This is a genomic window from Labrys miyagiensis, from assembly GCF_030160835.1.
GTDB lineage: Bacteria > Pseudomonadota > Alphaproteobacteria > Rhizobiales > Labraceae > Labrys > Labrys miyagiensis.
The window spans coordinates 87,722-112,279 of the sequence record NZ_BSPC01000007.1 but is presented as its reverse complement, the minus strand read 5'-3'; the positions used below and the strand labels follow the sequence as shown (position 1 = coordinate 112,279).

The 24,558-nt window shown below is 64.7% G+C and carries 31 protein-coding genes and 2 pseudogenes; 14 read left to right on the top strand and 19 right to left on the bottom strand.

Annotated elements, in window-relative coordinates:
• Window positions 1–27: 27 nt before the first annotated feature.
• From QQL24_RS05060 to QQL24_RS05045, 4 genes are all read left to right on the top strand, one after another.
• The gene (locus tag QQL24_RS05060) at window positions 28–300 is read left to right on the top strand and encodes a DUF4242 domain-containing protein (protein ID WP_284310816.1); all 273 of its coding nucleotides are present in this window, start codon (window positions 28–30) and stop codon (window positions 298–300) included.
• A gap of 233 nt (window positions 301–533) precedes the next feature.
• Entirely contained in the window at window positions 534–1,004 is a 471-nt protein-coding gene (locus QQL24_RS05055) for a YHS domain-containing (seleno)protein (RefSeq protein WP_284310815.1), read from the top strand.
• Window positions 1,005–1,295: 291 nt separating this feature from the next.
• The gene (locus QQL24_RS05050) at window positions 1,296–1,487 is read left to right on the top strand and encodes a hypothetical protein (protein WP_284310814.1); all 192 of its coding nucleotides are present in this window, start codon (window positions 1,296–1,298) and stop codon (window positions 1,485–1,487) included.
• A 195-nt stretch (window positions 1,488–1,682) separates the two neighbouring features.
• Window positions 1,683–2,093 (top strand): (R)-mandelonitrile lyase, encoded by a 411-nt coding sequence (locus tag QQL24_RS05045; protein ID WP_284310813.1) that lies wholly within the window; start codon window positions 1,683–1,685, stop codon window positions 2,091–2,093.
• A gap of 41 nt (window positions 2,094–2,134) precedes the next feature.
• Here QQL24_RS05045 and QQL24_RS05040 read toward each other — a convergent pair whose 3' ends face one another.
• Complete coding sequence (locus QQL24_RS05040) at window positions 2,135–2,674, bottom strand: GNAT family N-acetyltransferase (RefSeq protein WP_284310812.1); 540 nt, start codon at window positions 2,672–2,674, stop codon at window positions 2,135–2,137.
• A gap of 432 nt (window positions 2,675–3,106) precedes the next feature.
• Between QQL24_RS05040 and QQL24_RS05035 the strand changes: the two genes are divergently transcribed.
• From QQL24_RS05035 to QQL24_RS05010, 6 genes are all read left to right on the top strand, one after another.
• Entirely contained in the window at window positions 3,107–3,766 is a 660-nt protein-coding gene (locus tag QQL24_RS05035) for a methyltransferase family protein (protein WP_284310811.1), read from the top strand.
• 77 nt (window positions 3,767–3,843) lie between these two features.
• Window positions 3,844–4,848 (top strand): LacI family DNA-binding transcriptional regulator, encoded by a 1,005-nt coding sequence (locus tag QQL24_RS05030; RefSeq protein WP_284310856.1) that lies wholly within the window; start codon window positions 3,844–3,846, stop codon window positions 4,846–4,848.
• A 77-nt stretch (window positions 4,849–4,925) separates the two neighbouring features.
• Window positions 4,926–5,717: a 3-methyl-2-oxobutanoate hydroxymethyltransferase gene (locus tag QQL24_RS05025; protein WP_284310810.1), complete on the top strand. Its 792-nt coding sequence runs from the start codon at window positions 4,926–4,928 to the stop codon at window positions 5,715–5,717.
• Between the two features lie 11 nt (window positions 5,718–5,728).
• Window positions 5,729–6,742: a sterol desaturase family protein gene (locus QQL24_RS05020; protein ID WP_284310809.1), complete on the top strand. Its 1,014-nt coding sequence runs from the start codon at window positions 5,729–5,731 to the stop codon at window positions 6,740–6,742.
• Between the two features lie 10 nt (window positions 6,743–6,752).
• Window positions 6,753–7,067 (top strand): MocE family 2Fe-2S type ferredoxin, encoded by a 315-nt coding sequence (locus QQL24_RS05015; protein WP_284310808.1) that lies wholly within the window; start codon window positions 6,753–6,755, stop codon window positions 7,065–7,067.
• Window positions 7,068–7,166: 99 nt separating this feature from the next.
• Entirely contained in the window at window positions 7,167–8,132 is a 966-nt protein-coding gene (locus QQL24_RS05010) for a DMT family transporter (protein ID WP_284310807.1), read from the top strand.
• 75 nt (window positions 8,133–8,207) lie between these two features.
• On the opposite strand, the gene QQL24_RS05005 is transcribed toward QQL24_RS05010, so the two are convergent.
• The 14 genes and pseudogenes from QQL24_RS05005 to QQL24_RS04940 form a co-directional block, all read right to left on the bottom strand.
• A complete protein-coding gene (locus tag QQL24_RS05005; protein WP_284310806.1) occupies window positions 8,208–8,546 on the bottom strand; it encodes a restriction endonuclease subunit S domain-containing protein in 339 nt (112 codons plus the stop codon).
• Complete coding sequence (locus tag QQL24_RS05000; RefSeq protein WP_284310805.1) at window positions 8,533–8,973, bottom strand: hypothetical protein; 441 nt, start codon at window positions 8,971–8,973, stop codon at window positions 8,533–8,535. The genes QQL24_RS05005 and QQL24_RS05000 overlap by 14 nt, the downstream gene beginning before the upstream one ends.
• Window positions 8,974–8,992: 19 nt before the next feature.
• Window positions 8,993–10,615, bottom strand: coding sequence for a phage tail protein (locus QQL24_RS04995; RefSeq protein ID WP_284310804.1), 1,623 nt, complete (start codon window positions 10,613–10,615; stop codon window positions 8,993–8,995).
• The gene (locus tag QQL24_RS04990; RefSeq protein ID WP_284310803.1) at window positions 10,615–11,208 is read right to left on the bottom strand and encodes a phage connector family protein; all 594 of its coding nucleotides are present in this window, start codon (window positions 11,206–11,208) and stop codon (window positions 10,615–10,617) included. Before QQL24_RS04990 ends, QQL24_RS04995 begins: the two co-directional genes overlap by 1 nt.
• Window positions 11,209–11,368: 160 nt before the next feature.
• Complete coding sequence (locus QQL24_RS04985; RefSeq protein ID WP_284310802.1) at window positions 11,369–12,199, bottom strand: hypothetical protein; 831 nt, start codon at window positions 12,197–12,199, stop codon at window positions 11,369–11,371.
• Window positions 12,196–12,396 carry a hypothetical protein gene (locus QQL24_RS04980; RefSeq protein WP_284310801.1) on the bottom strand — a complete coding sequence of 67 codons (201 nt, stop codon included), beginning with the start codon at window positions 12,394–12,396 and terminating at the stop codon, window positions 12,196–12,198. Before QQL24_RS04980 ends, QQL24_RS04985 begins: the two co-directional genes overlap by 4 nt.
• 157 nt (window positions 12,397–12,553) lie before the next feature.
• On the bottom strand, window positions 12,554–12,853 hold the full coding sequence (locus tag QQL24_RS04975; protein ID WP_284310800.1) for a hypothetical protein: 300 nt from the start codon (window positions 12,851–12,853) through the stop codon (window positions 12,554–12,556).
• A 1-nt stretch (window position 12,854) separates the two neighbouring features.
• Window positions 12,855–13,298 carry a Bbp16 family capsid cement protein gene (locus QQL24_RS04970; RefSeq protein ID WP_284310799.1) on the bottom strand — a complete coding sequence of 148 codons (444 nt, stop codon included), beginning with the start codon at window positions 13,296–13,298 and terminating at the stop codon, window positions 12,855–12,857.
• Between the two features lie 318 nt (window positions 13,299–13,616).
• On the bottom strand, window positions 13,617–14,618 hold the full coding sequence (locus QQL24_RS04965) for a major capsid protein (protein ID WP_284310798.1): 1,002 nt from the start codon (window positions 14,616–14,618) through the stop codon (window positions 13,617–13,619).
• A 24-nt stretch (window positions 14,619–14,642) separates the two neighbouring features.
• Window positions 14,643–15,476, bottom strand: coding sequence for a hypothetical protein (locus QQL24_RS04960; protein WP_284310797.1), 834 nt, complete (start codon window positions 15,474–15,476; stop codon window positions 14,643–14,645).
• A complete protein-coding gene (locus tag QQL24_RS04955; RefSeq protein WP_284310796.1) occupies window positions 15,476–15,802 on the bottom strand; it encodes a Bbp19 family protein in 327 nt (108 codons plus the stop codon). Before QQL24_RS04955 ends, QQL24_RS04960 begins: the two co-directional genes overlap by 1 nt.
• Window positions 15,803–15,811: 9 nt before the next feature.
• Entirely contained in the window at window positions 15,812–16,039 is a 228-nt protein-coding gene (locus tag QQL24_RS04950) for a hypothetical protein (RefSeq protein WP_284310795.1), read from the bottom strand.
• A gap of 94 nt (window positions 16,040–16,133) precedes the next feature.
• Window positions 16,134–16,553: pseudogene (locus QQL24_RS04945) on the bottom strand (phage terminase large subunit family protein); the annotation flags it as partial.
• On the bottom strand, window positions 16,492–16,860 hold the full coding sequence (locus QQL24_RS04940; RefSeq protein ID WP_284310794.1) for a hypothetical protein: 369 nt from the start codon (window positions 16,858–16,860) through the stop codon (window positions 16,492–16,494). The gene QQL24_RS04940 and the pseudogene QQL24_RS04945, both read right to left, overlap by 62 nt.
• A 675-nt stretch (window positions 16,861–17,535) precedes the next feature.
• On the opposite strand from QQL24_RS04940, the gene poxB reads away from it, so the two are divergent.
• Entirely contained in the window at window positions 17,536–19,269 is a 1,734-nt protein-coding gene (gene poxB / locus QQL24_RS04935) for a ubiquinone-dependent pyruvate dehydrogenase (protein WP_284310793.1), read from the top strand.
• A gap of 196 nt (window positions 19,270–19,465) precedes the next feature.
• Window positions 19,466–20,266, top strand: a complete 801-nt coding sequence (locus tag QQL24_RS04930; RefSeq protein WP_284310792.1) for an endonuclease/exonuclease/phosphatase family protein — start codon at window positions 19,466–19,468, stop codon at window positions 20,264–20,266.
• Between the two features lie 43 nt (window positions 20,267–20,309).
• Here QQL24_RS04930 and copC read toward each other — a convergent pair whose 3' ends face one another.
• Both copC and QQL24_RS04920 read right to left on the bottom strand, forming a co-directional pair.
• Window positions 20,310–20,681: a copper homeostasis periplasmic binding protein CopC gene (copC, locus tag QQL24_RS04925; protein WP_284310791.1), complete on the bottom strand. Its 372-nt coding sequence runs from the start codon at window positions 20,679–20,681 to the stop codon at window positions 20,310–20,312.
• Between the two features lie 87 nt (window positions 20,682–20,768).
• Entirely contained in the window at window positions 20,769–21,143 is a 375-nt protein-coding gene (locus QQL24_RS04920) for a hypothetical protein (RefSeq protein ID WP_284310790.1), read from the bottom strand.
• A 181-nt stretch (window positions 21,144–21,324) separates the two neighbouring features.
• Between QQL24_RS04920 and QQL24_RS04915 the strand changes: the two genes are divergently transcribed.
• Window positions 21,325–22,374, top strand: a complete 1,050-nt coding sequence (locus tag QQL24_RS04915; protein ID WP_284310789.1) for a HoxN/HupN/NixA family nickel/cobalt transporter — start codon at window positions 21,325–21,327, stop codon at window positions 22,372–22,374.
• Window positions 22,375–22,391: 17 nt separating this feature from the next.
• Here QQL24_RS04915 and QQL24_RS04910 read toward each other — a convergent pair whose 3' ends face one another.
• On the bottom strand, window positions 22,392–22,979 hold the full coding sequence (locus QQL24_RS04910; protein ID WP_284310788.1) for a hypothetical protein: 588 nt from the start codon (window positions 22,977–22,979) through the stop codon (window positions 22,392–22,394).
• Window positions 22,980–23,875: 896 nt separating this feature from the next.
• On the opposite strand from QQL24_RS04910, the gene QQL24_RS04905 reads away from it, so the two are divergent.
• Window positions 23,876–24,115, top strand: a complete 240-nt coding sequence (locus tag QQL24_RS04905; protein ID WP_284310787.1) for a hypothetical protein — start codon at window positions 23,876–23,878, stop codon at window positions 24,113–24,115.
• Window positions 24,116–24,352: 237 nt separating this feature from the next.
• Here QQL24_RS04905 and QQL24_RS04900 read toward each other — a convergent pair.
• Window positions 24,353–24,558: pseudogene (locus tag QQL24_RS04900) on the bottom strand (hypothetical protein); the annotation flags it as partial.

Here is a 24,558-nt window from a genome sequence, read left to right as displayed (position 1 = left end):
CTGCGCTCAAGAAAAGGACACCGGAACATGAAACGCTATCTTATCGAGCGCGATATCCCGGCGGTGGGAACATTCGAGAAAGAGCAACTCAGGGACGCCTCGAGAACTTCGAACAACGCCCTGTTGCAGCTCGCTCCGCGTGTCCAGTGGGATCACTCCTACGTCGCCGATAACAAGACGTTCTGCATCTACTTGGCGGAAGACGAAGCAGCCATTCGTAAGCATGCCGAGCTCAGCGGGTTTCCGGCAAACGTCATAACCGAAATCTCGACGATCATTGATCCGACGACCGCCGGCTGACGGTTCTGAACCGGTCGACCGCGAATTCTGACGTTCGGCCGAAGGAGCGCTCCCGGCGCCAGGACCGGTAGGCATTATTCGACATCATCATGAAACACGGTGCGGAGCCGGCGGCTGCCGTCTCGCCGGACGGACGGGCTTTTCCTCAGAACGGAGATCACCATGAACACCTAGCTTGCAGGCCCGAGGACGTGTCGCAGAGATCCATCAGGACGTTTCATAGGGAGCAGAAAATGCGTACGATCGCGAAAACGTTGGCTGCGTTGACACTGGCCATGTTCACCATCCCCGCTTTGGCTGACACAGCACCGGAGATGAGCGGGATGCCAAGACTGGCAATAGGCGGCTATGACTCTGTTGCCTACTTTACCGCTGGAAAGGCAGTGCCAGGCAGGCTTGAATATCAGACCGTCTGGCACGACGCGCGCTGGCAGTTTGCCAGCAAGGAGGATCTCGATCTCTTCACCGCAAATCCGGAGAAATATGCGGCCCAATATGATGGCCATTGCGCGATGGGCGTTGCCTACGAGAACGGCCACAAGGATACGGTCGATCCCGAGGCTTTCACGATCGTCAACGGCAAACTGTATGTAAATCATACGAAATACTGGACGACGGAGTGGCGAAAGAATGAGCTCGAAAATATCGGTCGAGCCGACAAGAATTGGCCGACGGTAAAGGACGAACCCGAGCCAACAAAGTAAAGCGCAAGAAGGCGACGAAGCGCGATCAACAAGTTCGGCGGGTTTGTTTGTCCAGCCCGATCCCGCCGATCAGGGCATGGGGGCGCCGTCTCAGTTGGGTTCGTCATCGGGTGCGCTGAGGCGCTATCTATCGCGATTGCCGTTGACAGGTCCACCCGCCTCAAGCCCATCGCCGGATTCCGCCGCAGCAATGGCAATAGCCCGGCGATCGCGGCTGTGTGCCGCCAGTTTTATCGAGCTTTAGACGGGGCGAGACCAATTGGACCGGTGCCACTCGTTGGAGGACCTCGCATGTACGTCTTCGTGCTGATCACGATGTTCAGCGGGCACGCTGTCATTCCCGAGCCCTTGCCACGCTTCGATACCGAGCAGCAGTGCCATGCTTTTGGCGACCCACTGTTGGAGAAACTCCGGAAACGTTGGGGCGCGGTTGTTGGCCAGTGCGTCAAGCTGCGCGAACGCATCGAGGGCATCCCAAGCTAAAGCGTTTTGCTCTTATAGGGAGGGGTCGTGAGCAGGGCGTTATATTTGCGTCAATCGGATTGCAGCCAGGCCCGGATCGCTGTCCGTCTGCGGCGAGGCGGGACACTCTTCCCATCTTATCGTCGGCACTTGATGTCTCTAGACTGGCGCCGAATGGTGGCCCACCGGGCGCCCGCGCAGTCGAGGAGAATGGCCATGAAGATCACCAGGAACGGTTCCCAGCCTTCGGCCAAGGGGCCGGTTGATTATTTCACCGGCACGGTGCGTCTCGACATGCCGTTCAAGGCCAGCGAGCCGGCTCGGGTGGGTGGGGCGATCGTCACCTTCGAGCCGGGCGCGCGCACGGCATGGCACACCCATCCGCTCGGCCAAACGCTGATCGTCACCGCCGGCTGCGGGCGGACCCAGCGCGAGGGCGGGCCGGTGCAGGAGATCCGGGCCGGCGACATCGTCTGGTTCGAGCCCGGCGAGAGGCATTGGCACGGCGCCGCGCCGACCACGGCCATGACCCATATCGCCATCGCCGAGGCGCTTGATGGCAAGGTCGTCGACTGGCTGGAAAAGGTGAGCGAGGAGGACTACCAGGCGGCGCCGCAGGAAGGGTGAGTTGGAGTGGTGGAGACCGCCACTCCGCATCCGGTCATTGGCTACTGGTGCAACCGCGCCATGGTGAAGGCGTCGACGTAAGTGCCGGCCCGGAAGGCGTAGTCCCGGAGAATGCCCTCTCGCACGAAGCCGGACTTCTCGTAGAGATGGATGGCCGCGGCGTTGTCGGTATAGACCGTCAGCTCCAGCCGCCGGATCGCCAGCCAATTGTCGGCGGCATCGATGAGGGCGGCGAGAAGGGCCGTGCCTATGCCCTTGCCGACATGCTGGTCATGCACGCCCATGCCGAAATGCGCGGCGTGCCGGCGGCGTCCCTTGTCGCGGAACAAGCCGAGATTGCCGACGATCGCCCCGTCCAGCACGGCGACCAGGCTGAGGCCGTCATCCCCCTGCTGTTCCAGCCATTTGCGCGTGCCCTGGACGCTCTGGAAGGGCAGGCGCAGGGTCCCGAAACGATAGCCAGGCAGGTTGACGAGCGCCGTGACAGCGTCGGTGTCGTCGACCCGCGTTGTCCGGATGAGGAGCTCGGACAGGCCGCCTTCGGGAAGCGATAGGATCGGGGATCGGGTGGCTTCGCTCATGATGCTCTCCACGGGATGCGAGAAGAGCAGTTTCGGTGCGAACCCTGCTCACCTCGGCAGGGTTTGGGTATGATCAGCGCGTTACCGCGGCGCCATGCTCCCGCACCCTCGTGGAAGTTCCACGACAAGCATGGTGCAGGTTGAGGCGGCGCTGGTCATGGCAGGACGTTACCACAGCATCCCCTTGGGTCAAGGCAGTCGAGGCAGAAGCCCTAGAGCAAAGCGCGTTCAAGCGTGAACGCTTCTTTGCTCTAACTCTTTGTTTCGACGCGTCTTTGCGATTCTTGCCGAGTCCGTCAAATCGCAAAACGCTTTAACGGGTGTCTTTCGCCGCTCGCTGTTTGATCTGCTCTGTCGCCGGGCCGGTCGCAAAAAATTCGCCTTTGCCGCCGAGGATGGCGGCATCGATTCCCTTCTCTCAGGGAGGTGTTGATGGCTGTGAACTTCAAGATGGCAGCGGCTACCGTCGTCGCGGTGGCCGCCTATCTGGCGCTGGCCGTGCTGGGGGAAGGCGGCTGGCGGAGCTATACCGCCCATCCCGCCTTGATCGCTCTCGCGCTGGTGACGATCGCCCTCGGTATCGCCGCGCTGTTCACCAAGGGCAATCTGAGTTCCGGCGAGCGGGAGGACCGCGGCAATCGCTGGGTGCTGGCCGTGTTCGGCGTGGTGGGCCTGCTGCTTGGCTATGTGCCGGCGCTGACGGACCGGCTCGGCTTTCTCACCTTCGGCGGCGAAGGCGTGCGCTGGCTCGGTGTGCTCCTCTTCGCGCTGGGCGGGGCGCTCCGCATCGCGCCGGTCTTCACGCTGGGTGAGCGCTTCAGCGGCCTGGTGGCGATCCAGCCGGACCATGAACTCGTGACGGACGGGCTCTATGGCGTGGTGCGCAACCCCAGCTATCTCGGCCTCCTCGTCTCCACGCTGGGCTGGGCGCTGGCCTTCCGCTCCGGCGTCGGCATCCTGCTCGCGGCCTGCATGGTGCCACCGCTGATCGCGCGCATCCATTCGGAGGAGGCGCTGCTCGGCGAACGCTTCGGCACGCAATACCAAGCCTATCGCGCCCGCACCTGGCGGCTCTTTCCCGGGCTTTATTGACACGTCCCAGTGCTTGGCTGGTGCCTTGTCCTGCACTATAGGTTTGATCAAATCACATCAAACTGCTGGAGCCTGCCATCGCCAGGACCACGTTCAAGCATATTGCCGACAAGGCCGGCGTTGGCACCGCCACCGTCGAGCGGGTGCTGAACGGGCGGGGTGGTGTGCGGCCGCAGACCGTCGAGAAGGTGATTCTGGCGGCCCGGGCGCTTGGCTATCCGCGCGAGATGCCTGAGGTTCATCGCGGGCTGATCCGCATCGAGGTCATGCTGGTGCGGCCGGAGACGACCTTCTTCTCCCGCCTGTCACAGGCCTTCGAGCGCATCGCCGCCACGCTCGACCCCAGCATCACCCTGCACCGCACCTTCCTGGACGAGGCGCGGCCCGAGGCCATAGCGTCGCGCATAGCCCGCCCACCGGCGCGACGCTCCGCGCTGATCTGCGCCATCCCGGATCATGGCGCTATCCGTGCGGCGCTGACGCAGATCACCGATGCCGGTATCCCCGTCGTGCAGGCGGTCAGCCGGGCGCCCGTGAGGGCCGATTATGTCGGCATCGACAATCTGGCAGCCGGCCGCACCGCCGCGCTCCTGCTCGCCCGCATGCAGCCGCACGGCGGGAGGGTGGTCGCACTCTGCCACAGCGGTATCTACCAGGTGCACCGCGAGCGCATTCGCGGCTTTTCCGAAGGTCTCGCCCGGCAGGGACGCGCGGATTTCCGCTTCGATGCGGTGCTGTTCCACCACGACGACGCGCTGGCGGCCAGCGAGGCGCTGGGCGACGCCCTGGCCCGCTGGCCGGATCTCGTCGGGCTCTACAATGCAGGCGGCGCCAATGCCTCTCTCGCGGCGGTTCTGCGCGGGCCGGGACGTGGCCGCGGCATCTTCTTCGTCGGCCATGAACTCACCGAGCGCAGCGCCGCCGCCTTGCGCGAGGGCGTGATGTCGATCGTGCTCGACCAGGCGCCGGAGGAACAGGCGCGCCGGGCCGTCGATCTGGCTTTGTCGCGGCTCGGCATTCTCACTACCCCGGTTGCCAATCCGCCGATCCGCTTCACCACCATCACCGCCGAGAATATCTGATCAAATCTGATCAAGAATGCCGTGGCTCCCGAGCACGCTCTCGCCTAACCCTTGTCGGATAGAGGGAGCAACGGGTCATGAGCCGCAGGACGAGTGTCTACGATCTCGCGAGCCGCAAGGGGCAGCGCAAATGGCTGCAGCTCCATGTCGACAACGCTGCCGAGGCAGCGGCGGCCGTCGAAGCCGGCATCGAGATCCTGTCCTGCGAGCCGGACCACCATCTCGAGTTCATCCGCAAGGCCGCACCCATGGCTTTTCTCTCAGTCGGCATGCCGCATGGCGCCGTCGCTTCACGGGAGGAGGCCATCCGCCTCGGCTTTCGCATGCTGGAGCGCGGCGCCGACGCCGTCTATTGCTCGCATTCCCCGCGTTTCATCGAGGCGATGGCGCGAGAGGGCATTCCGGTCACCGGCCATGTCGGGCTGGTGCCGAACCGCGCGACCTGGACCAATTTCCGCGCCGTCGGCCGCAAGCCGGAGGAGGCGGTTGCGGTGATGCGCGCCGTGAAGGCGCTGGAGAACGCCGGCGCTGCCGCCATCGAGGTGGAGGTGGTGCCTGTTGAGCTGGCCGACCACATCACCCGCAACACGCCGATGATCACCATGGGCATGGGCTGCGGCTCGGCCTGCGACACGCAATATCTGTTCTCGTCCGACGTGCTCGGCACGCATGCCGGCCATTATCCGCGCCACGCCAAACGCTATGCCGATTTCATGGCCCTGGAAGCGGCTTTGCAGGAAAGGCGCGTGGAGGCCTTCCGCGCCTTCGCCGCCGACGTCGCCAGCGGCGCCTATCCCGAGGCCGGCCACCAGGTCGCGATGGGCGAGGCCGATTTCGAGCGTTTCCTCACGCTCAGCCAAGCGCCCTGAAGGAGGCCGCCATGGACGATCTGCAGTTTGGAAAGCGCAACAAGCGGGGCGACTGGGCCCCCAATGCCCGCCTCGAGATCGCCCCAGTCTTCACTTTGCCGCCGAAGCCGGCTGCCTTCCTGAAATGGCTGCCGCATTATTTCCTGCCCTGGAACCTGCTGTTTGCTCTTTCTGCCGTGCTCTACTGGCGCTTCGTCATTCCCGATGAGGCCGTGCTGCAGACGCTGGAATGGGGCTGGGTGCTGCGATTGCTGGCAGTGAACGCCGTCGCCGTCTTCCTGTTCTATGGGGCCTTCGAGCTGCGCCTCTATATCCTGCGCGCCCAGGGCAACCGTTTCAAATATAACGGCAAATTCCCGGCCGAGCACAAGAGCCCGGCCTTCCTGTTCGGGCGTCAGAACCTCGACAACATCCTGCGCACCTTCGGCACCGGCCTGCCGATCTGGACCGCCATCGAGGTGCTCTTCCTCTACGCCTCCGCCCATGGCTATGGACCCTGGCTAGCGCTCGCCGACCATCCGTTCTACCTCCTGGCGGTCGCGCTCCTGGTGCCCATCCTGCATGAGGCGCATTTCTTCATGATCCATCGCCTCATCCATTGGGGTCCGCTCTACAAATGGATCCATTCGGTTCACCACAATTCAGTGAACCCCTCGCCCTGGTCGTCGCTGTCGATGCACCCGGTCGAGCAGTTCCTCTATTTCAGCGTGGCGCTCTATCATTTCATCATCCCCTCCCATCCGCTGATTGCGCTCTACCAGCTCAACTATGCCGGGTTCGGCGCGGTGGTCGGCCATATCGGCTTCGACAAGATCGAGATGGGCGAGGAGGCTGGTCTCGATAGCCACGCCTACACCCACTACCTGCACCACAAATATTTCGAGGTGAATTACGGCGACGGCCTCGTGCCGCTCGATCAATGGCTCGGCACCTGGCACGACGGCACCGCCGAGGGCGAGGCCCGCATGCAGGCCCGTTATGAGAAGCGCCGGGCGCGCGCCAATGCAGCCGCAGCGGCAAAATAAGGAGGAGAGGATGGGCAACTGGATCGAGGCCTGTAAGCTCGACGATATCGAACAGGAGGGTGCCATCCGCTTCGACCATGGCGGACGCAGTTATGCGATCTATCGCTCGCCGGTGGACGAGGTGTTCTGCACCGACGGATTGTGCACGCATGAGGCCGTCCATCTCGCCGACGGCCTGGTGATGGACTACGAGATCGAATGTCCCAAGCACAACGGCGCGTTCGACTATCGTACCGGCGCAGCCAAGCGCCTGCCGGCTTGCAAGGACCTCAGGGCCTATGCCGCCCGGGTGGACGCCGGCACCGTGCTGGTTGAGGTCGGCTAGGGGAGAAGCCTCGACACTGCTGACAGAAGGCTGTCAGCAGGGGAGGTCTATGTTGCTTCCCATCGGTCCTCGACCGTTGCGCGAGCGCAAGGCGGCAGCATGTCCAGCATCGAATTTCAGGACGACCCCTGGGGCCGGCGTTGGTGCCAGGCACCCCTGCGGCGCGGAGGCTCTACTGGCGATAAGACCGCCCGTTCTCGTGCTGGGCGGGGCACGCTGGCCGGTGTGCTCTGCATGGTGCTGGCAGCGTTGCTCTTCGCTTTAGGTGCCAGCGCGGCACGCTTTGCGTCCCAGGGGCTCGATGCCTTCGCGCTCGTGTTCTGGACCAATCTGTGCTGTTTCCTCATCATGGCGGCCTGGGTGGCGTTGCGACGTCCGGCCGGCGGCCTTGGCACGAGGAGGCTCGGCCTGCATCTGTTGCGCGCGGTCTTCACCTATGCCGCGCTGCTCACCTATTTCTACGCGATCGCCCATATTCCCTTCGCCAATGCCGTGGTGCTGCAATCGCTCGGCCCGGTCTTCGTGCCGGTGCTGGTCCTGCTCGCACTTCGCCGCCTTGCCGAGCGACGGGTCTGGCTGGGCGTGCTGATCGGCTTTGCCGGCGTGGTGCTGATCGTGCGGCCCACCGGTCTCAGCCTCTCCTTCGGCGAGACCGCGGCCGTGCTGGCAGCCCTCGGTGGCGCGGCGGCCACGCTCGTCATCTGGTCGCTGTCGACGAGCGAGCCGGCACAGCGCCAGATGTTCTATTTCTCGCTCTTCGCCCTGGTGCTCTCGGCCCTGCCGCTGCCCTGGACCTGGCAGGTGCCGGGCGCAGACCAGATTCTGCCCATCGCCCTCACAGCCGCCTTCACCATCGCCGGCCAATATTTCTACGCCCGGGCCTTCGCTTTGGCGCCCGGCGACAGGGTGAACAGCTGGAGCTACATGGCCATTGTCTTTGCCGCCTTGATCGGCTTCATCGCCTGGGGCGAACCCATCCTCCCGCTCACCGCGTTGGGCGCCGCCCTGGTGGTGGTGGGCGCGCATCTAGCGTCGAGGCAAAGGGCGATCCGGCTCTTGATTTGACCAAGCAGCTTCTTCTTGCAACGCAAAAAAGACCCCTCCGGCCCGCAGGCCGGAGGGGTACTCTGTTTCTCCCGCTCACCGCGCCCGTGCCATCATCATGGCGTTGAGCATGCCTTTCAGCTCGGAGAGGGCGCGGGCGTTGGCCGCCGCCTTGTCGTCGAGGTCGGCGAGGCGGGTGATGATTTCCTCGCTGATGCGGGGGATGTCCTTGTTTACGTCCTTCACATGCTGGGCGAAGGCGTCGGAGAGGGCCTCCACCTTGTCGCCAAGGTCCTCCACCGCGCCCGGCAGATTGGCATGGGCGATGGCGGGGCGGTTTTGGCGGCGGCCATAAATCAAGGCGCCGAGGCCGCTCAGCGTGGCGGTGATCAGGCCTGCCGCGCCTGCCCAGAGGACCTGGCTATCCCACCACATGGCGCGCCGCCTCCTTCCTGCCGGCCAGCTTGCGTCGCGTCATCAGCGATTTCGCCGCATCCGCCCCGCAGCGGGCGCAGGCGAGCAGCGAGAAGGCGATGATCACGCCGTAAAGCGATAGGCTCGCCGTAGCGCCCGACAAGGCGATGCCGGCAAACAGGTAACCCCACACGCCCGAACCGAGGATGGCGCAGGCGAGGCGTATCCAGGGTGTGCCGCCCGGCCAGCTGCCATTCACCTTCAGCCCTGCCGTCCACAGCATGCCGACACAGGCCATGCCGGTGCCGAGCGGATCCTCCGGGATGCCCTGGCCGGAATAGCCGGCAAAGAAGGGTGCGAGGAAAGCGTGCGGCAGCAGCACGATGGTGAGGCCGAGGGCGAGGAGGAGCGTCGCCAGCAGCCATTCGATGTCCCGGTTGCGGCTCATCGGCACGCTCCTTTCATGCTCACGGCGCCACCACCTTGGGGGAGGGCTGCGCCTCGGCGGCCGCCCGGCTGGTCATCACCACCTGGGCGACGTCAGGAAGGGCGGCGACCTTGACCGGATTGGAAGCGTAGGTGGAAGCGAGCGACTGGCGGTAATTGTTGGCCGAGAAGGGCAGGTTCGGCGAGTCGCGCCCCATGGTGCGGGCGGCGCCGGCGGTGCCGATGAGCAGGTCCGATCCCTCGGCGATCCACTGGATCTCGTTGACGTCGGTGAGCGTGAAGGAGATGGCGTCGTCGTCCTGCACCGGCACTGTGGTCGAGAAGTCCAGCATCGTGCCGTATCCGCCGCTCTTCGTGCCCCAGATGCCGCTGGGCTGGGCATTGGTGCGGGCATAGATCTTGCGCCCCTCGAAGGTGCAGACATGGGCGGGCCAGCCGGGTGTCGCGCCCCAGGCGCCGAGACGCCATTGCAACGTGCTCTGCACGGTTGGAAGCGGCGCGTCGTCGAGTTTGGCCTGCACGACCGTCGACGAAACGACCGCCGTGATGGCAAAGGCGCGATAGACCGCGTTGGAGCCTAGAACGGCGATGATGCGGCCGACATCACTGGACGAGAAGCCAGCGCCCCCATTGATGCCCACGGTCGACGAGGCCGTCAGCGTCACGGCGGGCGCCGTGTTCGTGTCCTCGGTGAAGGCCATCTCCGCAATGGCGATATAGGCGCCGCCATTGTTTGAAGAGACGTTGATCCGATAGCCGATATAGGCTGTGGGATTGATGAAGCGGAAGAAGCGGATTTCGTTGTCGCTCCAGCTCGTCTGTCCGAACTGGCTGTCGAGCACGATCCAATTGGTTCCGTCAAAGCCTTCGAACGTCCAGGTCCTGGGCGCGCGGTTGGTGTAGAGATCGCCACCGATCGCGCCGGTGCCGCACTGCACGGAATAGCCGGTGATGACCTTGGCGATCGGGAAGGTGTAGGACAGCCACTCCGTGGCCTTGCTGGCGGCTGTCCAGGTTGTGGTGCCATCCCTGTCGAAGGCGCCCCAGGCCGGATAGGTATTGACGGACGAGGCGGCCGCCGTGCCGCTCGGCGCGGTGTTGCCCGTCATCTGCGGGATAGCATTGCCGGTCGCGCTCGGAGTGAGCGAAGTGGCAGTGACGTTCACGGGCAGGTGGGGCCCGAAGCGGAATTGAACCGTGTTGATCGACCAAGACGTATCGCTCTGGCGTGCAATGCGGCGCGGCGCATAGTTCTTGTGCGCCAGGTCCAGCACATCGTTGGTCTGGTCGTAGTCGATCTGGAAGAGATCGGCATCGGCATAGGGGTGCGCCACCTCCACGCCGGCCACGCGGCCGCCCAGGGCATAGGCGCGGAAGACACCGTCGTTGAGCACCAGCACATAGGTCTGGGCGTTGGGGCCGGAATTGTAGATGAAGGGGATCAGCCGCGCCGGCCTGTCCTGGTTGCGCACGGCATCGATATATTGCGTGCCCGGCCGCCTTGCCGCACCGCCCTGGCGCAGCACGGTGAAGTTGAGGCAGGTCTTGAGGCCCATCTTCCACAAATCGAGATCGGCCCGGCTGTGCAGCTTGGGCGTGAGTTCGCCGCGGCCGAAAGTGGCCTGGATCGTGTAAACAGCCATCAGGCGCGCCTCGCATCCAGCCAGAAATCATCGATCGGACCGTCGGGTGCGCCTTCGAGCGCATCGATCATCTGCGCCTCGGCCAGCAACCCGGCGGCCATCTGGCCCAGGGCCTGCGCATAGGATTGCTTGCCCGTGATGAAATGCGCCGCCTTCTGCGCCAGCGTGGCGGCGAGCACGTCGACGAATTGGGCGTCGAACAGGCCTGGCGTGTCGATGCGCCGGATATAGCGCACCGGCCGCGGCGGCGGCTCGTTGGTGAGGATCTGTTGGCCCTCGGCCTTGTACCAGACCTCGCGACCATCCTCGCGGCCGTCGGCGGAAAGCGGCAGCACGCGCAGGCAATCGGGCGGGATGGGATAGGCATATTGCGCACCGAACACCGGAACAGCGGCGTCGGCGGCCAGGTTGGCGCGGGCGAGGGCGAAGTTCCAGGGATGCTTGCGCATCAGGCTCCAGGCCACCGGCCAGAAATTGCGTCGGAACCAGCGCGCGACATGGCCGGTGTCCGTATCGAAGGAGGTCAGCGGCGCCTCGTCGAGAAGATCGAGCGCCAGATTGCTGACCTGGGTGATGTCGAGGGGAGAGGACATGGGGGACTTTCAGAAAAAGGCGGGGCTCCCTCCGCACCAATCGGGGAGGTTGCGCATGAACTCGTCTGCGCTGAGCCGGGAAGGGGATAGGACGGCAGAGGGGTGCCATGCTGTCAGGGCAAGGGCCTCGCCTCACGCGGCGCACCCCACCCGTCGTTCGTCAGCGCTCGACCTGCGTTCGGGCTGAGCGGCGCTGACGCTCGGCGGCACGACTCTGGCGTTTGGCTTTCAGGCGCTCAATGCCGCGGGCGAGTGTCAGTTCGCGATAACGCGGATCGAGCCGGACGTCATCGTGGAAGGCCTCGACGATTTCGAGAGGATCGCAGCCCAGTTCCTCATGCACGCGCCGGCCGAGCGGATTCTTGCCGAGATAGACAAGAATTTGGCTGAGGCATTCCTGCGCTTCCTTGATATCTCCATCCGCCAGAGCGTCCTCGATATAGAGGCGCGCCACAATCAAGGAGGCTGATAGTTGCTTGAAAGCGGTGGCATCGCGTCGCCGGGTTGCACGGTGGAGCATATTGGCGGCCCGGCTGATCATGCACGGGACAGGATGCATGACCTTGAGCTCCAGGCTTGTCGGCCCGGCCGTGGTATCTGCCATGACCGTAATGCCCGAGACGCCGGTTTCCAATTCTTCCCGGCTCACGCCAAGGATGGTGTGAAGAAAATCGACGGTAATGCGGCGGCCATGCAATTCCAGCCGAACCACGGCCGAGTTTGGGGAGTTCATATCCCCAGCCTGGGGCAGGAACAGATCGCCTCCGGCTCTGGCTACAAAGCGCCGGGCGACTTGCGGAAGACCGTAATAGTCGACATCCTGGCTGGTGAAGGGTTCGGCGTCCTTCAGGTGCCGATCGCGATCGCGGTAGAACCAGGCCCAAAGGTTCGTCGCCTGGCCGCCGACGATGAAAGTGTCGTCGTCATGCGCCAGATGCCCGGCCAGCGGGATGACCTCGTCGACACCGAGGGGACGATCGCTTTCATTCACCCGATCTTGACGCGGATCCTGCGCCTCGAAATCTTCATCCTGGCGGGGTCGAAAGCCGAGAACAGGCCATTGCGGCGCTGCAGGTCGTGCACGCTGATCTCGCCGCTGCGCAGGCGCGCCTCGTCCCGCTCGCGTGCTTCTTGCTTCTCGCGGACGAGATCCTCGAACTTGAAATGGGAGATCTTCGGAGCACTCATTGGCCGGTTCGCCTAGGCCGTTTGCCTGAGCCAGCATCTTTGAAAGGCAGGCTTGAGATTTATATGTGGCCAACCACCAGAGCTGTCAACTTTTGGCTCGGATAGATCGGGATGTGGAGGGCGAGGCGCCATCTCCGGCGGCGCCCCGCCCTGCAGTCTAGCCCGTCTGCCGCGCCTTTACCGCCGCGATGGCGAGTTGCAGGCTCTCCAGGCTCTCGCTGCCGTCGACCGGCTGGTCGGTGGGCTTGCCGTCGGCGTCGAGGCGGGTGGCCTTGAGGGTCTTGGCTTCGGTGGCGAGGGCGGCCTTCACCGTGGCGTTGGCGGCCGCCCTCGTCTTGTCATTGTCCTCGACCAGCGTGAGATTGGGGCCGGGCACGCCGGTGAACTCGACCTCCTGGCCCGGTTCCAGCAGCCGCTCGTCGATATAGGAGAGTTCGGTCACGCGGTAACGGGCCATGTCAGAAGCCCGCGGTGTTGAGGCCGGAGGGGTAGACGGCGAGGCCTTCCCGGTCGAGCGTCAGGCCGGCCGTCACCGTGCCGACGGTGAAGGTGCCGTTGATGGTGTATTGGACGCCGATATAGCGCTGGCGGCTGGTGGTGTCGGACAGGGCCGGCACCTGCACGCGCAGCCATTCGGAACCGGCGACCAGGCTGGCGGCCGGTACCGGCGGGGTCTGCACGATGATGCTCGGCGAGGAGAGATCCGCATTGGCCGAGGTGACATAGGCAAACTGCACCGAGGTGCCGCCCGTGAGTGGGGCGATGACGCGGATGAAGAGTTCGAGATTGTCGCCGATGCCGATGTCGCGGGCGCTGGCGAGGTCGATCGTGTTGGTGGAAAAGACAGTGCCCGTGGTCAACGCCTGGGCGTTGGACAGGAGCAGTTGACGGTCGAGGATCATGACCGGGGGTCTCCAAAGGGGGAAAGAGAAAGAACGGTTGGGCGAGACACATGAGCCGAGAATGAGACGCGGCGGTCGCGCCCCCTCTCCCCGCTCTTGCGGGGAGAGGATAGAGGTGAGGGGCAGCTCAGACTTTCGATTTTGATATTGATTCAAGAAAAACTTTAATAATATCAAATATTAAGCTGCTCTCGCCGTTGATGTTGCGCAGCCCCTCACCTGCACCCTCTCCCCGCAAGAGCGGGGAGAGGGGACTTCGAGGGCGAGACTTGCCGTGCGAGGGAGCGTCTCGCCCAACGGGTGTGGGGTTCGAGCGGCTTAGACCACGCGCAGTTCCGTGTTCAGCAGCTGGTCCGTCAGTCGCACGGGAATGCCCCGGAAGCTCAGGAAAGGCTGGCCCTGGGCGTCGTTGATGGTCTGGAAGGCGAGGGTCGGCTTTTCCATGGCCTGGATGTCGGCCCAGGTCTTCACGGCGCGGTTCACGTAGAAGGCGGCCTTGCCCATCTTCATGGAGGGGATCTTGTTCATCGCCCGGACCATGAAGCGGTAGAGGTTGGGCGGCGTCGAGGACTGCAGGCCGCCGGCATTGGCCGTGGTGTCGATATTGGCGATGCGCACGGCATAGCGCCAGTCACGCAGGGTGAGGCCGCATTTCCACTGATATTTGGTCTGGTAGGCCTGGTAGAGGCCGCCATTGCCGTCGGAGATCGGGGCCGGCGTGGTGACGTCCTGATGCGTGAGGCCCGCCGTCGAGCCCTTGGGATAGATGCCGTGGATGGTGTTGGGGCCCCAGACCACCAGCCAGATCGAGGTGTTGTTCGAGCCCGTGCCGCCGGCGTCGATGATGTTGGTGGCATTGCCCGCCGAGAGCGAGGAATAGCGCGGGGAGAGGCCGGTGATGCGTTCGGGATTGGCTGCGGCGGAGGCGTAGAACAAAGCCTGAGTGAACTGCTGGTTCATGCCCTCGATGAAGGCGGTGTCCTCGGTCAGGCGGAAGGCGGCGGTGTTGCCGTTGAGATCGGCCAGGTCCTTGTCGATCACCGAATAGGTTTCCAGCATGCCGCAGACATCGGTGATCTGTGCCGTGGTGCTCTTGCCGGGGATGGCGCCGTAATTGAGCAGGCGCCAGGTCGCCGCCGGGATGCCGGTGCGCACCGTGGTCTTGTGGCCGGTGGGGAGATTCCCTTCGATCCAGGGAATGTCGAGCAGGGGTTCGTTGAGCTGGGAGAGCAGCTCGGCGACGATCGCCGGCTTGCCGTTCGGGTCGAGGCGCTTGGTGACATCCACCAGCGTCGGGTAGTTGTTGCCAATGGTGGCCATTGGGTCTTTCCTTGTGGAGAGAAGTTACCCCCGCGAAGCGAAGGGGTCGTTCGGGTAGAGGGTCCGGGCGGGGTCCTTGGCCGGGTTGGCGTGGCCGCCGGAGACGAACTCGGCCTCGGCGTAGAGGGCGCGCCCCGCCCTCGCCATCGCCTGGGCGAGGACGGGCGAGAGCACGGCGCCGCTCTGGGCGACGAGGCCGCTCGCCTTCAGCTCCGCCATCAGGGCGTCGCCGCCATTGGAGCGGATGAAGCGGTCGGCATGTTGCAGGTTCTCGCTATAGCCGGCCGAGCCCCGGTCGCCCCAAACGCGGGTGAGCGCGTCATGGGCCGCTTGCGAACGCTGTGCGAGAGCCTGGCTTGCGGCCGCATATTGGCCGGCCTGGTGGCGCACGAATTCGTCATGCATGCCCTGCGCCTGGCGCGGGGTGAGCCCGTAGCGATGGGCCCAGCCCTTGTAGGCGGTGGCGGCCTGCCCGTCATAGGGCATGGTTTCCGGCAGGCCTTCCGGCATGCGGAACTCATAGCCCTCGGCCCTGTCGGGTCGGCCGAGGCGGGCATGAAAGGCCTCCCACTCCTCGGCCGTGGCATTGGCCCCGGGCGGGGTGAGCGCCCGGGACCTGAGATCCGCGATTTCCGATTGCAGCCGGTCCGCATGGCGGGCGGATTCGACCAGGGGATCGAGGGCCTTGTAGCCCTTGCTTTCGACCCATTGCCGGCTTTCTGCATTCTGCAGGCCAGCAAAGATGTCGGACGACGGGGCCGCCTGTGACCCGTTGGCGGCGGCGCCGGCGCTGGCTCCCACCGGGGTTCCCGCCGAGGTATTAGCCCCTTCGGCCCCGGCTATTGCCTGATCTGTCATCAGATGATGCCTTCATTGGCGCTGACGAGGGTCTCGGCGCGCGCGGCTTCCACCAGCGCGGCCTTCTCCTCGTCAGTCAGGTTGAGGAAACGAAAAAGCCGCCCGAAAGCGGCGCGCATGCCATCCGAAAACGCACGGTCATCGGGTGGAATTCCAGGGCCGTTCACGCGGTAGAAGCCGGTGAAATCGGCGAGATCAGCCAGCACGAGCTGCGCATCGGCGTGTCTGCTGGCGAAGAGATTGTCATAGGCGAGCGCAAGGCGAAGCTCCGCCTCCTTGCTGCGCGCCTGGCTGCCGAAATGGCGGGAGAGGGAGAGCCAGCGCATGAGGGCCTATCACAGGCCGCCGGCATGGCACTCGCATACCCGCGGATCGGGCCGGGAAGGACCGCAGCCCGGACCCGGGCAGGGGTTGAGGATGACATCGTAGGGCGAGCGGAAATAAGTGGGATCGCTCGCCCAGGAGAGCGCCTGCAGCGCGACATAGAGCTCGCGGCGGCGCTGGGGCGAAGCCTCGGGCATGGCATTGCGGATACGGGTGAGTTCACGGTCGAGATAGGTCATGGCATTTCTCCTTTGGGTTGAGGCATTACAATCGAGAATGAGGCACGGATAACCCCTGGCCCCCTCTCTCAACTCACGAGAGGGGAATCTGCGTTCAATATTCGAACGGGTCGTACGGCACTTCCGGTGCGAACTTCGCCATGGCGTCCGGCGCGATCGCCGCATGGCGCAGCATCATCAGGCCGTAGCGGGTGGCGCTCATCAGATCGTCGCGTTCCTTCACCACCTTGCCGTCCTTGCGGTGATAGAGGCGGAACTCCTCGACCCATTCGACGAGCGTGCGGAACACCTTCAGCCGGCCCGTCTGCATGCGGTCCAGCATCAGCATCAGCCCGGCTTCGACGCCGTTCGTGCCGTCCTCGAACTGGGCGCGCTCCTCCAGCATCCGCAGGCCCTGGCGGCGATATTGTTCGGCGAGCTGCTCGCCCGAGCCCTTGTCGTGCTGCAGCCCGTCATGCGGCCAGGCCCAGGGCAGCCAACTGCCCCAGTCGCGCAGCGCTCCCGCATGCAGGATCCCCGCCATGGCGTTCGGAGAGCTGCAGCACGAGGCGCACGCCGCGCTTGAACTGCGGGCCCGGCGCTTCCGGCCAGTCCTGTCCGAGCGGGAAGAGGCGCATGTCCGGCGGCGTGCCGTGGGCGAAGGCCATCCAGCCGACCTCGATCGCCTCCATGTCGAACACGGCGGCGAAATTGTCGGTGATGTCGGTGGCGCTGACGCTGCGCGCCGAGCGGTCGATGCGCAGGAACTGCGCCTCGCGGGCATGATATTTCACGATGGGCAACTGCACGGCGGCAGGCCTGTAGTCGAAACCGAGAGCCATGGAAACGTCCTGGAACTGGGGAGGGAAAAGCGCGGGACGCGCAGGAGACGCCCTTGCCGGAAAGGCGAAGAGCCGCTGATCCAGACCGTGCCGGTGTGAGCCGGAGCCCAAAAAGCAAGACCCGCCGCGGCAGGGCCGGGCGGGTGACAGGAGTGCGATGGGCCGATGTAGAGGGCTGGCAAAGCGCCGGCCCCGGAATCAAAAAGCCCGAAGCGGCAAGCTCCGGGCACAACAATCCACGGTGGATATGTGACGTTTATGCCAGGGCCGGGAGGGGGCGTCAACAAAGGGGAATGGGGCGGAGGAGTGGGCTGGGGAGTGCGGGGGAGAGAGGTCGGATTTATGAGCCTTAACAGTATGTTGGGCAGGTCGACGCCGAGCGCGTGGCGGTGCTTGTGAGGGCGCAGTGGCTGGGACCGCGGACGTCCTCGTCCGCCTCTCGGAAACGACACGCTTTAGGACAAGGGAAGAGGCGGACGAGGACGTCCGCGGTCCCAGCCACACCGCTTCCCGCGGAAAATCTTCTCAGGCCGTCGGGGCGTCCAAGGGCAGCCAGAAATCCCCACGATCCCAGGCGACCACATTTTCAGCACTCTTCCCCACCGTCACGGCATGGCTCTTCGCCCCCTGCCGTCCTAACCTCCCTCGCGTCCCCGAAGCGAAGGAGCTGATCCCATGACGAATGTTGCCGAACAATTCGCCGAGACCCTGGCTGCCGCCGGCGTGAAGCGCATCTACGGCATTGTGGGCGACAGCCTCAACGGCCTCACGGATGCCATCCGCCGGCAGGGCAAGATCGAGTGGCTGCATGTCCGGCATGAGGAGGTCGCCGCCTTTGCCGCCGGTGCGGAGGCGCAACTCACCGGCACCATCGCCGTGTGCGCCGGCAGCTGCGGGCCGGGCAATCTGCACCTCATCAACGGCCTGTTCGACTGCCAGCGCTCGCGGGTGCCGGTGCTGGCGATCGCGGCGCATATCCCCTCGGCCGAGATCGGCTCGGGCTATTTCCAGGAGACGCATCCCGAGAACCTTTTCCAGGAATGCAGCCATTATTGCGAGCTCGTCTCCAGCCCGCGCCAGATGCCGCGCGTGCTGGAGATCGCCATACGCGAGGCGGTGGGCAAGCGCGGCGTCTCGGTGATCGTGATCTCCGGCGACGTCGCCCTGCAGCCGGCCGAATCCGCCCCCGTGCCGAAGGCCGAGGCGCTGCTGCCTCCCGTGCCCGTGGTGACGCCGGCGCCCGACACGCTCGAAAAGCTCGCCGCTTTGCTGAACGGGGCCGAACGCGTCACGCTGATGTGCGGGGCGGGCTGTGCCGGCGCCCATGCCGAGCTCCTTGCCCTCGGCGACAGGCTCAAGGCGCCGATGGTGCATTCCATGCGCGGCAAGGAGCATGTCGAGGGCAACAACCCCTACGATGTCGGCATGACCGGGCTGATCGGCTTCTCCTCCGGCTATTACGCCATGCTGGATTGCGACGTGCTGCTGATGCTCGGCACGGATTTCCCCTACCGGCAATTCTACCCCAAAGGCTCCAAGACGCGCATCGCGCAGATCGACATCAGCGCCGGGCAGATCGGCCGTCGCGCGCCGGTGGACCTGCCGGTGGTGGGCGACGTCAAGCAGACGATCGCAGCTCTGTTGCCGCTGCTGAAGGAGGGCCGGAGCGGAGCCTTCCTCAGCAAGGCCCAGGAGCACTATGCCCAGGCCCGCAAGGATCTCGACCGCCTCGCCGAAGGCAAGCCCGGCCGCGGCCTTATTCATCCCCAGCAGGTGGCGAAGGCGATCGGGGATCTTGCTGCCGGCGATGCCGTATTCACCTGCGACGTCGGCCTGCCCACCGTGTGGGCCGCGCGCTATCTGGCGATGAATGGCCGGCGGCGCCTGCTCGGCTCGTTCTGGCACGGCTCGATGGCCAATGCGATGGCGCAGGCCATCGGCGCCCAGGCCGCCGCGCCGGGCCGCCAGGTGGTCTCGCTCTCGGGCGATGGCGGCTTCACCATGCTGATGGGCGATCTCATCAGCCTCAAGCAGCTGAAGCTGCCGGTGAAGGTGGTGGTGTTCAACAATGGCGCCCTCGGCTTCATCGAGCTCGAACAGAAATCCACCGGCTTCCTCAGTTTCGGCACGGAGCTGGAGAATCCCAATTTCGCGGCCATGGCCGAGGCGATCGGCATCCGCGGCATTCGCATCGAGGATCCGGGCGAGGTGGAGAGCGCCATCGCAGCCGCCCTTGCCCATGACGGGCCGGTCGTGGTGGACGCGGTGGTCAACCGCACGGAGCTGGCCATGCCGCCCTCGATCACCGCCGAGATGGCGAAAGGCTTCTCCCTCTACATGGTCAAGGCGGTGATGAACGGGCGGGCAGACGAGGTGATCGACCTGGCGAAAAGCAATTTGTGGCGGTAAGCGGGACCCTCTTCGAATTCTTCGACGTCGATACGGCACGCGCCTGAAAGGTGGGCGCTTGCCGGCCTGCGACAACGCCGGCGGCAGCGAGGAAGAGGTCAAGTAGGAGGCTCAATCCGCGGCACAGTTCTCGTCGATGCGCTACTCAGGACCTCCGGCGTGGTTGCGATTCGGCTCGGCAGGGGAGGGTTCCAGCTTGCGTATCATGTGCCTCAACGGCTGGGGCGGGAAGCTTCACGACCGCCTCGTTCCCTATCTCGCCTCGGCCTCCCCCGACATCCTCTGCCTGCAGGAGGTGGTGCACAGCCCTGCCACGGGCAAGGACTGGCTCGACTATCGCGATGGCGACCACCAGCTCCCGCAGCGCGCCAACTTCTTTCGCGATGTCTGCGCGGCCCTGCCGGACCATGCCGCGATCTTCTGCCCGGCGGCGCAGGGCGTGTTGTGGGATGGCGCCGAGGCCGTTCCCTCGCAATGGGGGCTGGCGACTTTCGTGCGCCGCTCGCTCCCGATCATCGGTCAGGCCCAGCTCTTCGTTCACAAGGACTTCTCGCCGGACGGCTATGGCGAGCATCCCCGCTCGCGCAATGCGCATGCCGTGCGGGTTCATGATTTCGAAAAGGGGCGGACGGTCATCGTGGCGCATATGCATGGCCTGCGTGATCTTTCCGGCAAGCAGGATACGCCGGAACGGCTGGCGCAGGCCCACCAGTTCGCCGGGCTCTGCAGCCGGTTCGCCGAACCCGGCGATCGGGTGGTCGCCTGCGGAGACTTCAACGTCGAGCCCGGGAGCGCGACCTTCGGCATCCTGGCCGGGATCGGGCTGTCGGATCTCGTCACCGGGCGCGGCTTTGCCGATACGCGCACCTCGCATTACGCAAAGCCCGGCCGCTTTGCCGACTACATGCTCGTCAGCGGCAATGTCGATGTCCTCGGCTTCGATGTTGTGGCGCAGCCGGAGGTCTCGGACCACCGGCCGCTCCTTCTGGAGATCTGATCCGTCGCTGCGGGAGGCCGCGGCCCGAAGGCGGAATGATCTCTCAGGGCTTCACGGTGAAGCCGTAGCTGCCATGGGTGGCATGCCCGTCCCTGGCGAGGGCGTGCCAGTCCACCTTGTAGCTGCCGGGTTTGAGGCCTGCGGGCAGCGCGACCATCAGCGTGGTGTCGGCGTTCATGAGCATGGCGCCGGTGGTGGCGACGGCGCCGCCGTCGGGCCCGGTGACCTTGACGCCGGAGAGCTTCAGGTTGATGGCCTCGCTGAAGGTGAGATCGAGCTCGCTCGGGGCTGCTGCCACCGTGCCGTCGACGGCGGGCACTGCCGATTTGAGATGGGCATGAGCGAAGGCCGGTCCGGCGAGCCCGAGTGCGAGGAGGACGGCGATGGCGGTCCTGGAGAGGAGGGTCCTGGTCATGGAAATGTCCTGTCATGCCTGCGCCGAGGCGCGCGCATGGTGCAACGCTCTGGCGAGGCTCGTGAAATAATCCGGAAGGTCTGGCGTTCAGGCAAGGGTGCCGATGGCCGGCGGGCCCTGCGCGAGGCGCGGCGTGTGTTGCCGGGGCAGGGCGGGCGCCGGAGCCATGGCCGGGGCGGGCGCCAGGATGTGGATGGCGGGAAGCCGACGCGCCAGCGCCTGGACGGGCGGCAGGATCACCGGTGCATGCAGGGTGCAGAGGTCGCAGCAATCATGAACAGGCTTGCCGGGCTGGCGGCCCGAGCCGTCATCGGTATGGCAGATCGAGATGGCCACGCCGCCGATGACGATCGCAGGCACAGCACCGTCAGTGGTGTTCGCCAGGCCGCGCGCCATGCCCGCCAGGCAAAGCGTCAGCATCACCAGGGCGGCGACGGCGCGTCGGAGAACGGTGCGGTCCATCCAGCTCATGCCTGTCATGCCAGGGTCAGGAAGGCGCCGATGTCAAGCCCGGCGACTTGTCGCATAAGGCTCCGCAAGTGTTAACCCGAGTGCGGCCACCTGTCCTGGCGCCTACGTCATTTGCCGGTGGTGGCGTGATCACTTCCATGGAAAAGTGCATGCGCCCAACCGGAGGCCGTCCGTGCTGCCCAATCCCTTCGACGATGCGCGCTCCGCCGTCCGCACCAAGGCGGCGACGACCTTCGTCCTGCTGGTGGCCGCCAATCTTGCCGCCTGGCTCTGGGCCTGGACGGCCTTTGCCGAGCGGCCGGCGCTGCTCGGCACGGCGTTCCTCGCCTATATGTTCGGCCTGCGCCACGCCTTCGACGCCGACCACATCGCCGCCATCGACAATGTCGTGCGCAAGCTGATGCAGGACGGCAAGGCGCCCTTTTCGGTGGGCTTCTTCTTCTCCCTCGGCCATTCCACCATCGTGGTAGCAGCCTCCGTCGTCATCGCTGCCACGGCGACGGCGATGCAGGGCCGGCTCGAGGCGTTCCACGACATCGGCGGGGTGATCGGCACCGCCGTGTCGACGCTCTTCCTTCTCGCCATCGGCCTCGCCAATCTCCTCATCCTCAAGGGCATCTGGGCCGCCTTCCAGCGTGCTCGGCGCGGCGAGAAGATCGTCGATGAGGATCTCGATGCGCTGCTGGCCGGCCGCGGCCTGATCGCGCGCATCTTCAGGCCCTTGTTCAGCGTGGTCTCGCGCTCCTGGCATATGTATCCGATCGGCTTCCTGTTCGGCCTCGGCTTCGACACCGCCACCGAGATCGGCCTTCTCGGCATTTCGGCCGCCCAGGCGGCGCAGGGCCTGTCGTTCTGGACTATCCTGGTCTTTCCGGCCCTGTTCACCGCCGGCATGTCGCTGATGGACACGGCCGACAGCGTGCTGATGACGCGCGCCTATGGCTGGGCCTTCATCAATCCCATGCGCAAGCTCTGGTACAACCTAACGATCACCGCTGCCTCCGTGGTTGTCGCCGTCTTCATCGGCGGTATCGAGGCGCTCGGCCTGATTGCCGACAAGCTTGGCCTTGACGGCGGCATCTGGGCGGCGATCGCAGCCATGAACGACAACCTCGCCAATTTCGGCTTTGCCGTCGTCGGCATCTTCATCGCAAGCTGGATCGTTTCCGCCCTGGTCTATCGCAGCAGAGGCTATGACCGCCTGCCGGCGAGTCAGTCCTGAAGGGCTGCCGGCGCACCCTACGAATTGGAGGGCTGGCCGCCGGTCGCGCCCTTCCAGGCGGCGAGGCAGTCGGGAGCAGTGTCGCCCTGTCCCGCAGTCGGCACACGGACCACGGCGTTGTGCAGGCCGGGATCGGCGGGGCGTGGCGCATAGGTCACGCCGATGAGCCCGGCGGCGTGGCTTGCCTGTTCGGGCGTCCTGGCGAGGACGAGGGCATATTGCCCCTTCTGCCACGCCGCCGGATCCGGCAGGCCGACGGGCGTTCCGTTCGCGGAGGTGGCCCTTTCAGCATGGCGCGGATAGACGGCAATCACGCCGGGGGCGGCCTGGGCCGCCGCGAGATCCAGCGTGGCGATCCTGCCGGCGGACGGCGCTGAAGCCGCGAACACGCCATAGACGAGGCCGCCGTCGCCGCGACCCATGGCGCGAGGCGTATCGCTCCGTCCCGCGGGCGGCGTGGCCTCGACGACATTCGCGGCGTGGAGGGAGAGCGCCGGCAGGGGTGCAATGCCCTCCATGAAGGAGAGTGTGGCAAGTCCCACGGCCCAGGCGGCCAGGACGATCCCTCTCAGCGCGTCGCGTCGTCCGATCTTGGTTTCCAGCATGTCATGGTCTCCGGCAGCAAACGGGGTCCATAGGGCAGTCTGTGCTCCACTCTCATTTCGGGAAGGCAGGGCTTGCCCGGCCAACCCGTCATTGTCTGCGACCCCCCAATCGCCGCACCCGCATCCCGAACCAGACAGGCGTCGATGAAGCAACTGTACGGGAACTTTCGGTAACCGTCGGCACACGAATGCGTGTGTCATGCGTGAAGAAAGCCGCACCGTTGCCTTCCCGCCTGGGAGATGACGCGGCAGTCATGCCCTTGATTGGGCGGCGTCTGCCCGCCATCCGGCCGCAGAAACGGCTGCCGGCGTCTTCAGTTTGCAGGAACGGGGTGGGGCGGGTTCGTGCAATCATGCTGAATAAAGTCTTACTAGGCCTGGTCGTAGCTTGGCATGAAAAGGCGCTACCGAAAGCTCCACAGGGATCGAATCCAGGGGCTTCCACCGCCACGATCAAGCAGGAATGGAGGTGCTGAGATTGCGTAACGTTTCCCGCGCCATGCTAACGGCACGAAGATTGGCTCGGTCGTACTGTCGCCGAGGTTGCTTCTGCCCCAAAGACAATTCGAAGACGCGACATTCCTTTGATCTGCGATCTGATTGGACGTTAGCGACTTCAATGCAGGCAGTCCGCCGCTTATTATTTGTAATACAAATACCATGTCGATGATATTCTACAATAAAAATATCATAACTCTGGTATAAGTTTCGCTTAGATCGATCGTCATAAATAATCTATCGTCGAGGAAACGCCAACTTAAATCCAGTAAATATATGGAAATTCAATTTCTTATCGCACCAATATCGCTCTTTGTGTTATAAATGGGTTGTAATACGGTGCAAAGAATGGCGACATTCCAATGGAATCAACGGTCGTCTTTAAGGAGGAGGATGGAATGAAGTATTTACTTTTGGCGTTTGGGCTTATCGCTGCCGCCTGGGCGTTTGCACCCACCAAGGCGGATGCCTTCGTTTGCGCTCGTGGCGTCTATCGCGCCGGCTGTGCGGGCCCTAATGGCGCGGTGGTCCGGCGTTATCCTCATGCCTATGTTGCGCCCCGGGCGGTATATGTGGCTCCCGCGAGGCGCTGTGTCTACCGCTGGGTCAACGGCGTGCGTATCTGCCGCTACTACTAGAGCAAAGCGCGTTTAAGCGTAAACGCTGCTTTACTCTAACTCTTTGTTTCGACGCGTCTTTGCGATTCTTGGCGATTTCGTCAAATCGCAAAACGCTTTAGAAGGATTTGGGACACCCGGCATTCTGCCGGATCGGCGCTGCTCAAGGGGTTGTGGCTGGTATCGCGCCGCAGCCCCTTTCTCGTTGGATGGGGCTTTGGCGATTGGGCTTTTTGACCACGTCTTAAAACACGGAACCTAACGTCCGGAGGTCAGGACCTGCTGGCAGGAGGGCGACAGGCGCGCAGCGTTCCGGCGCAGGCAGGCGATGCCGCGACCACCACCGAGGGGAACGGCACCACAATACGCCCGGAAGTCGGGGCCACAGGATTGGCGCACGATGAAGATTTCCTCACGCGGCGAGAAGACCCGCATGGGCATGGCGGGCGCCGCGGCTGGCGCGG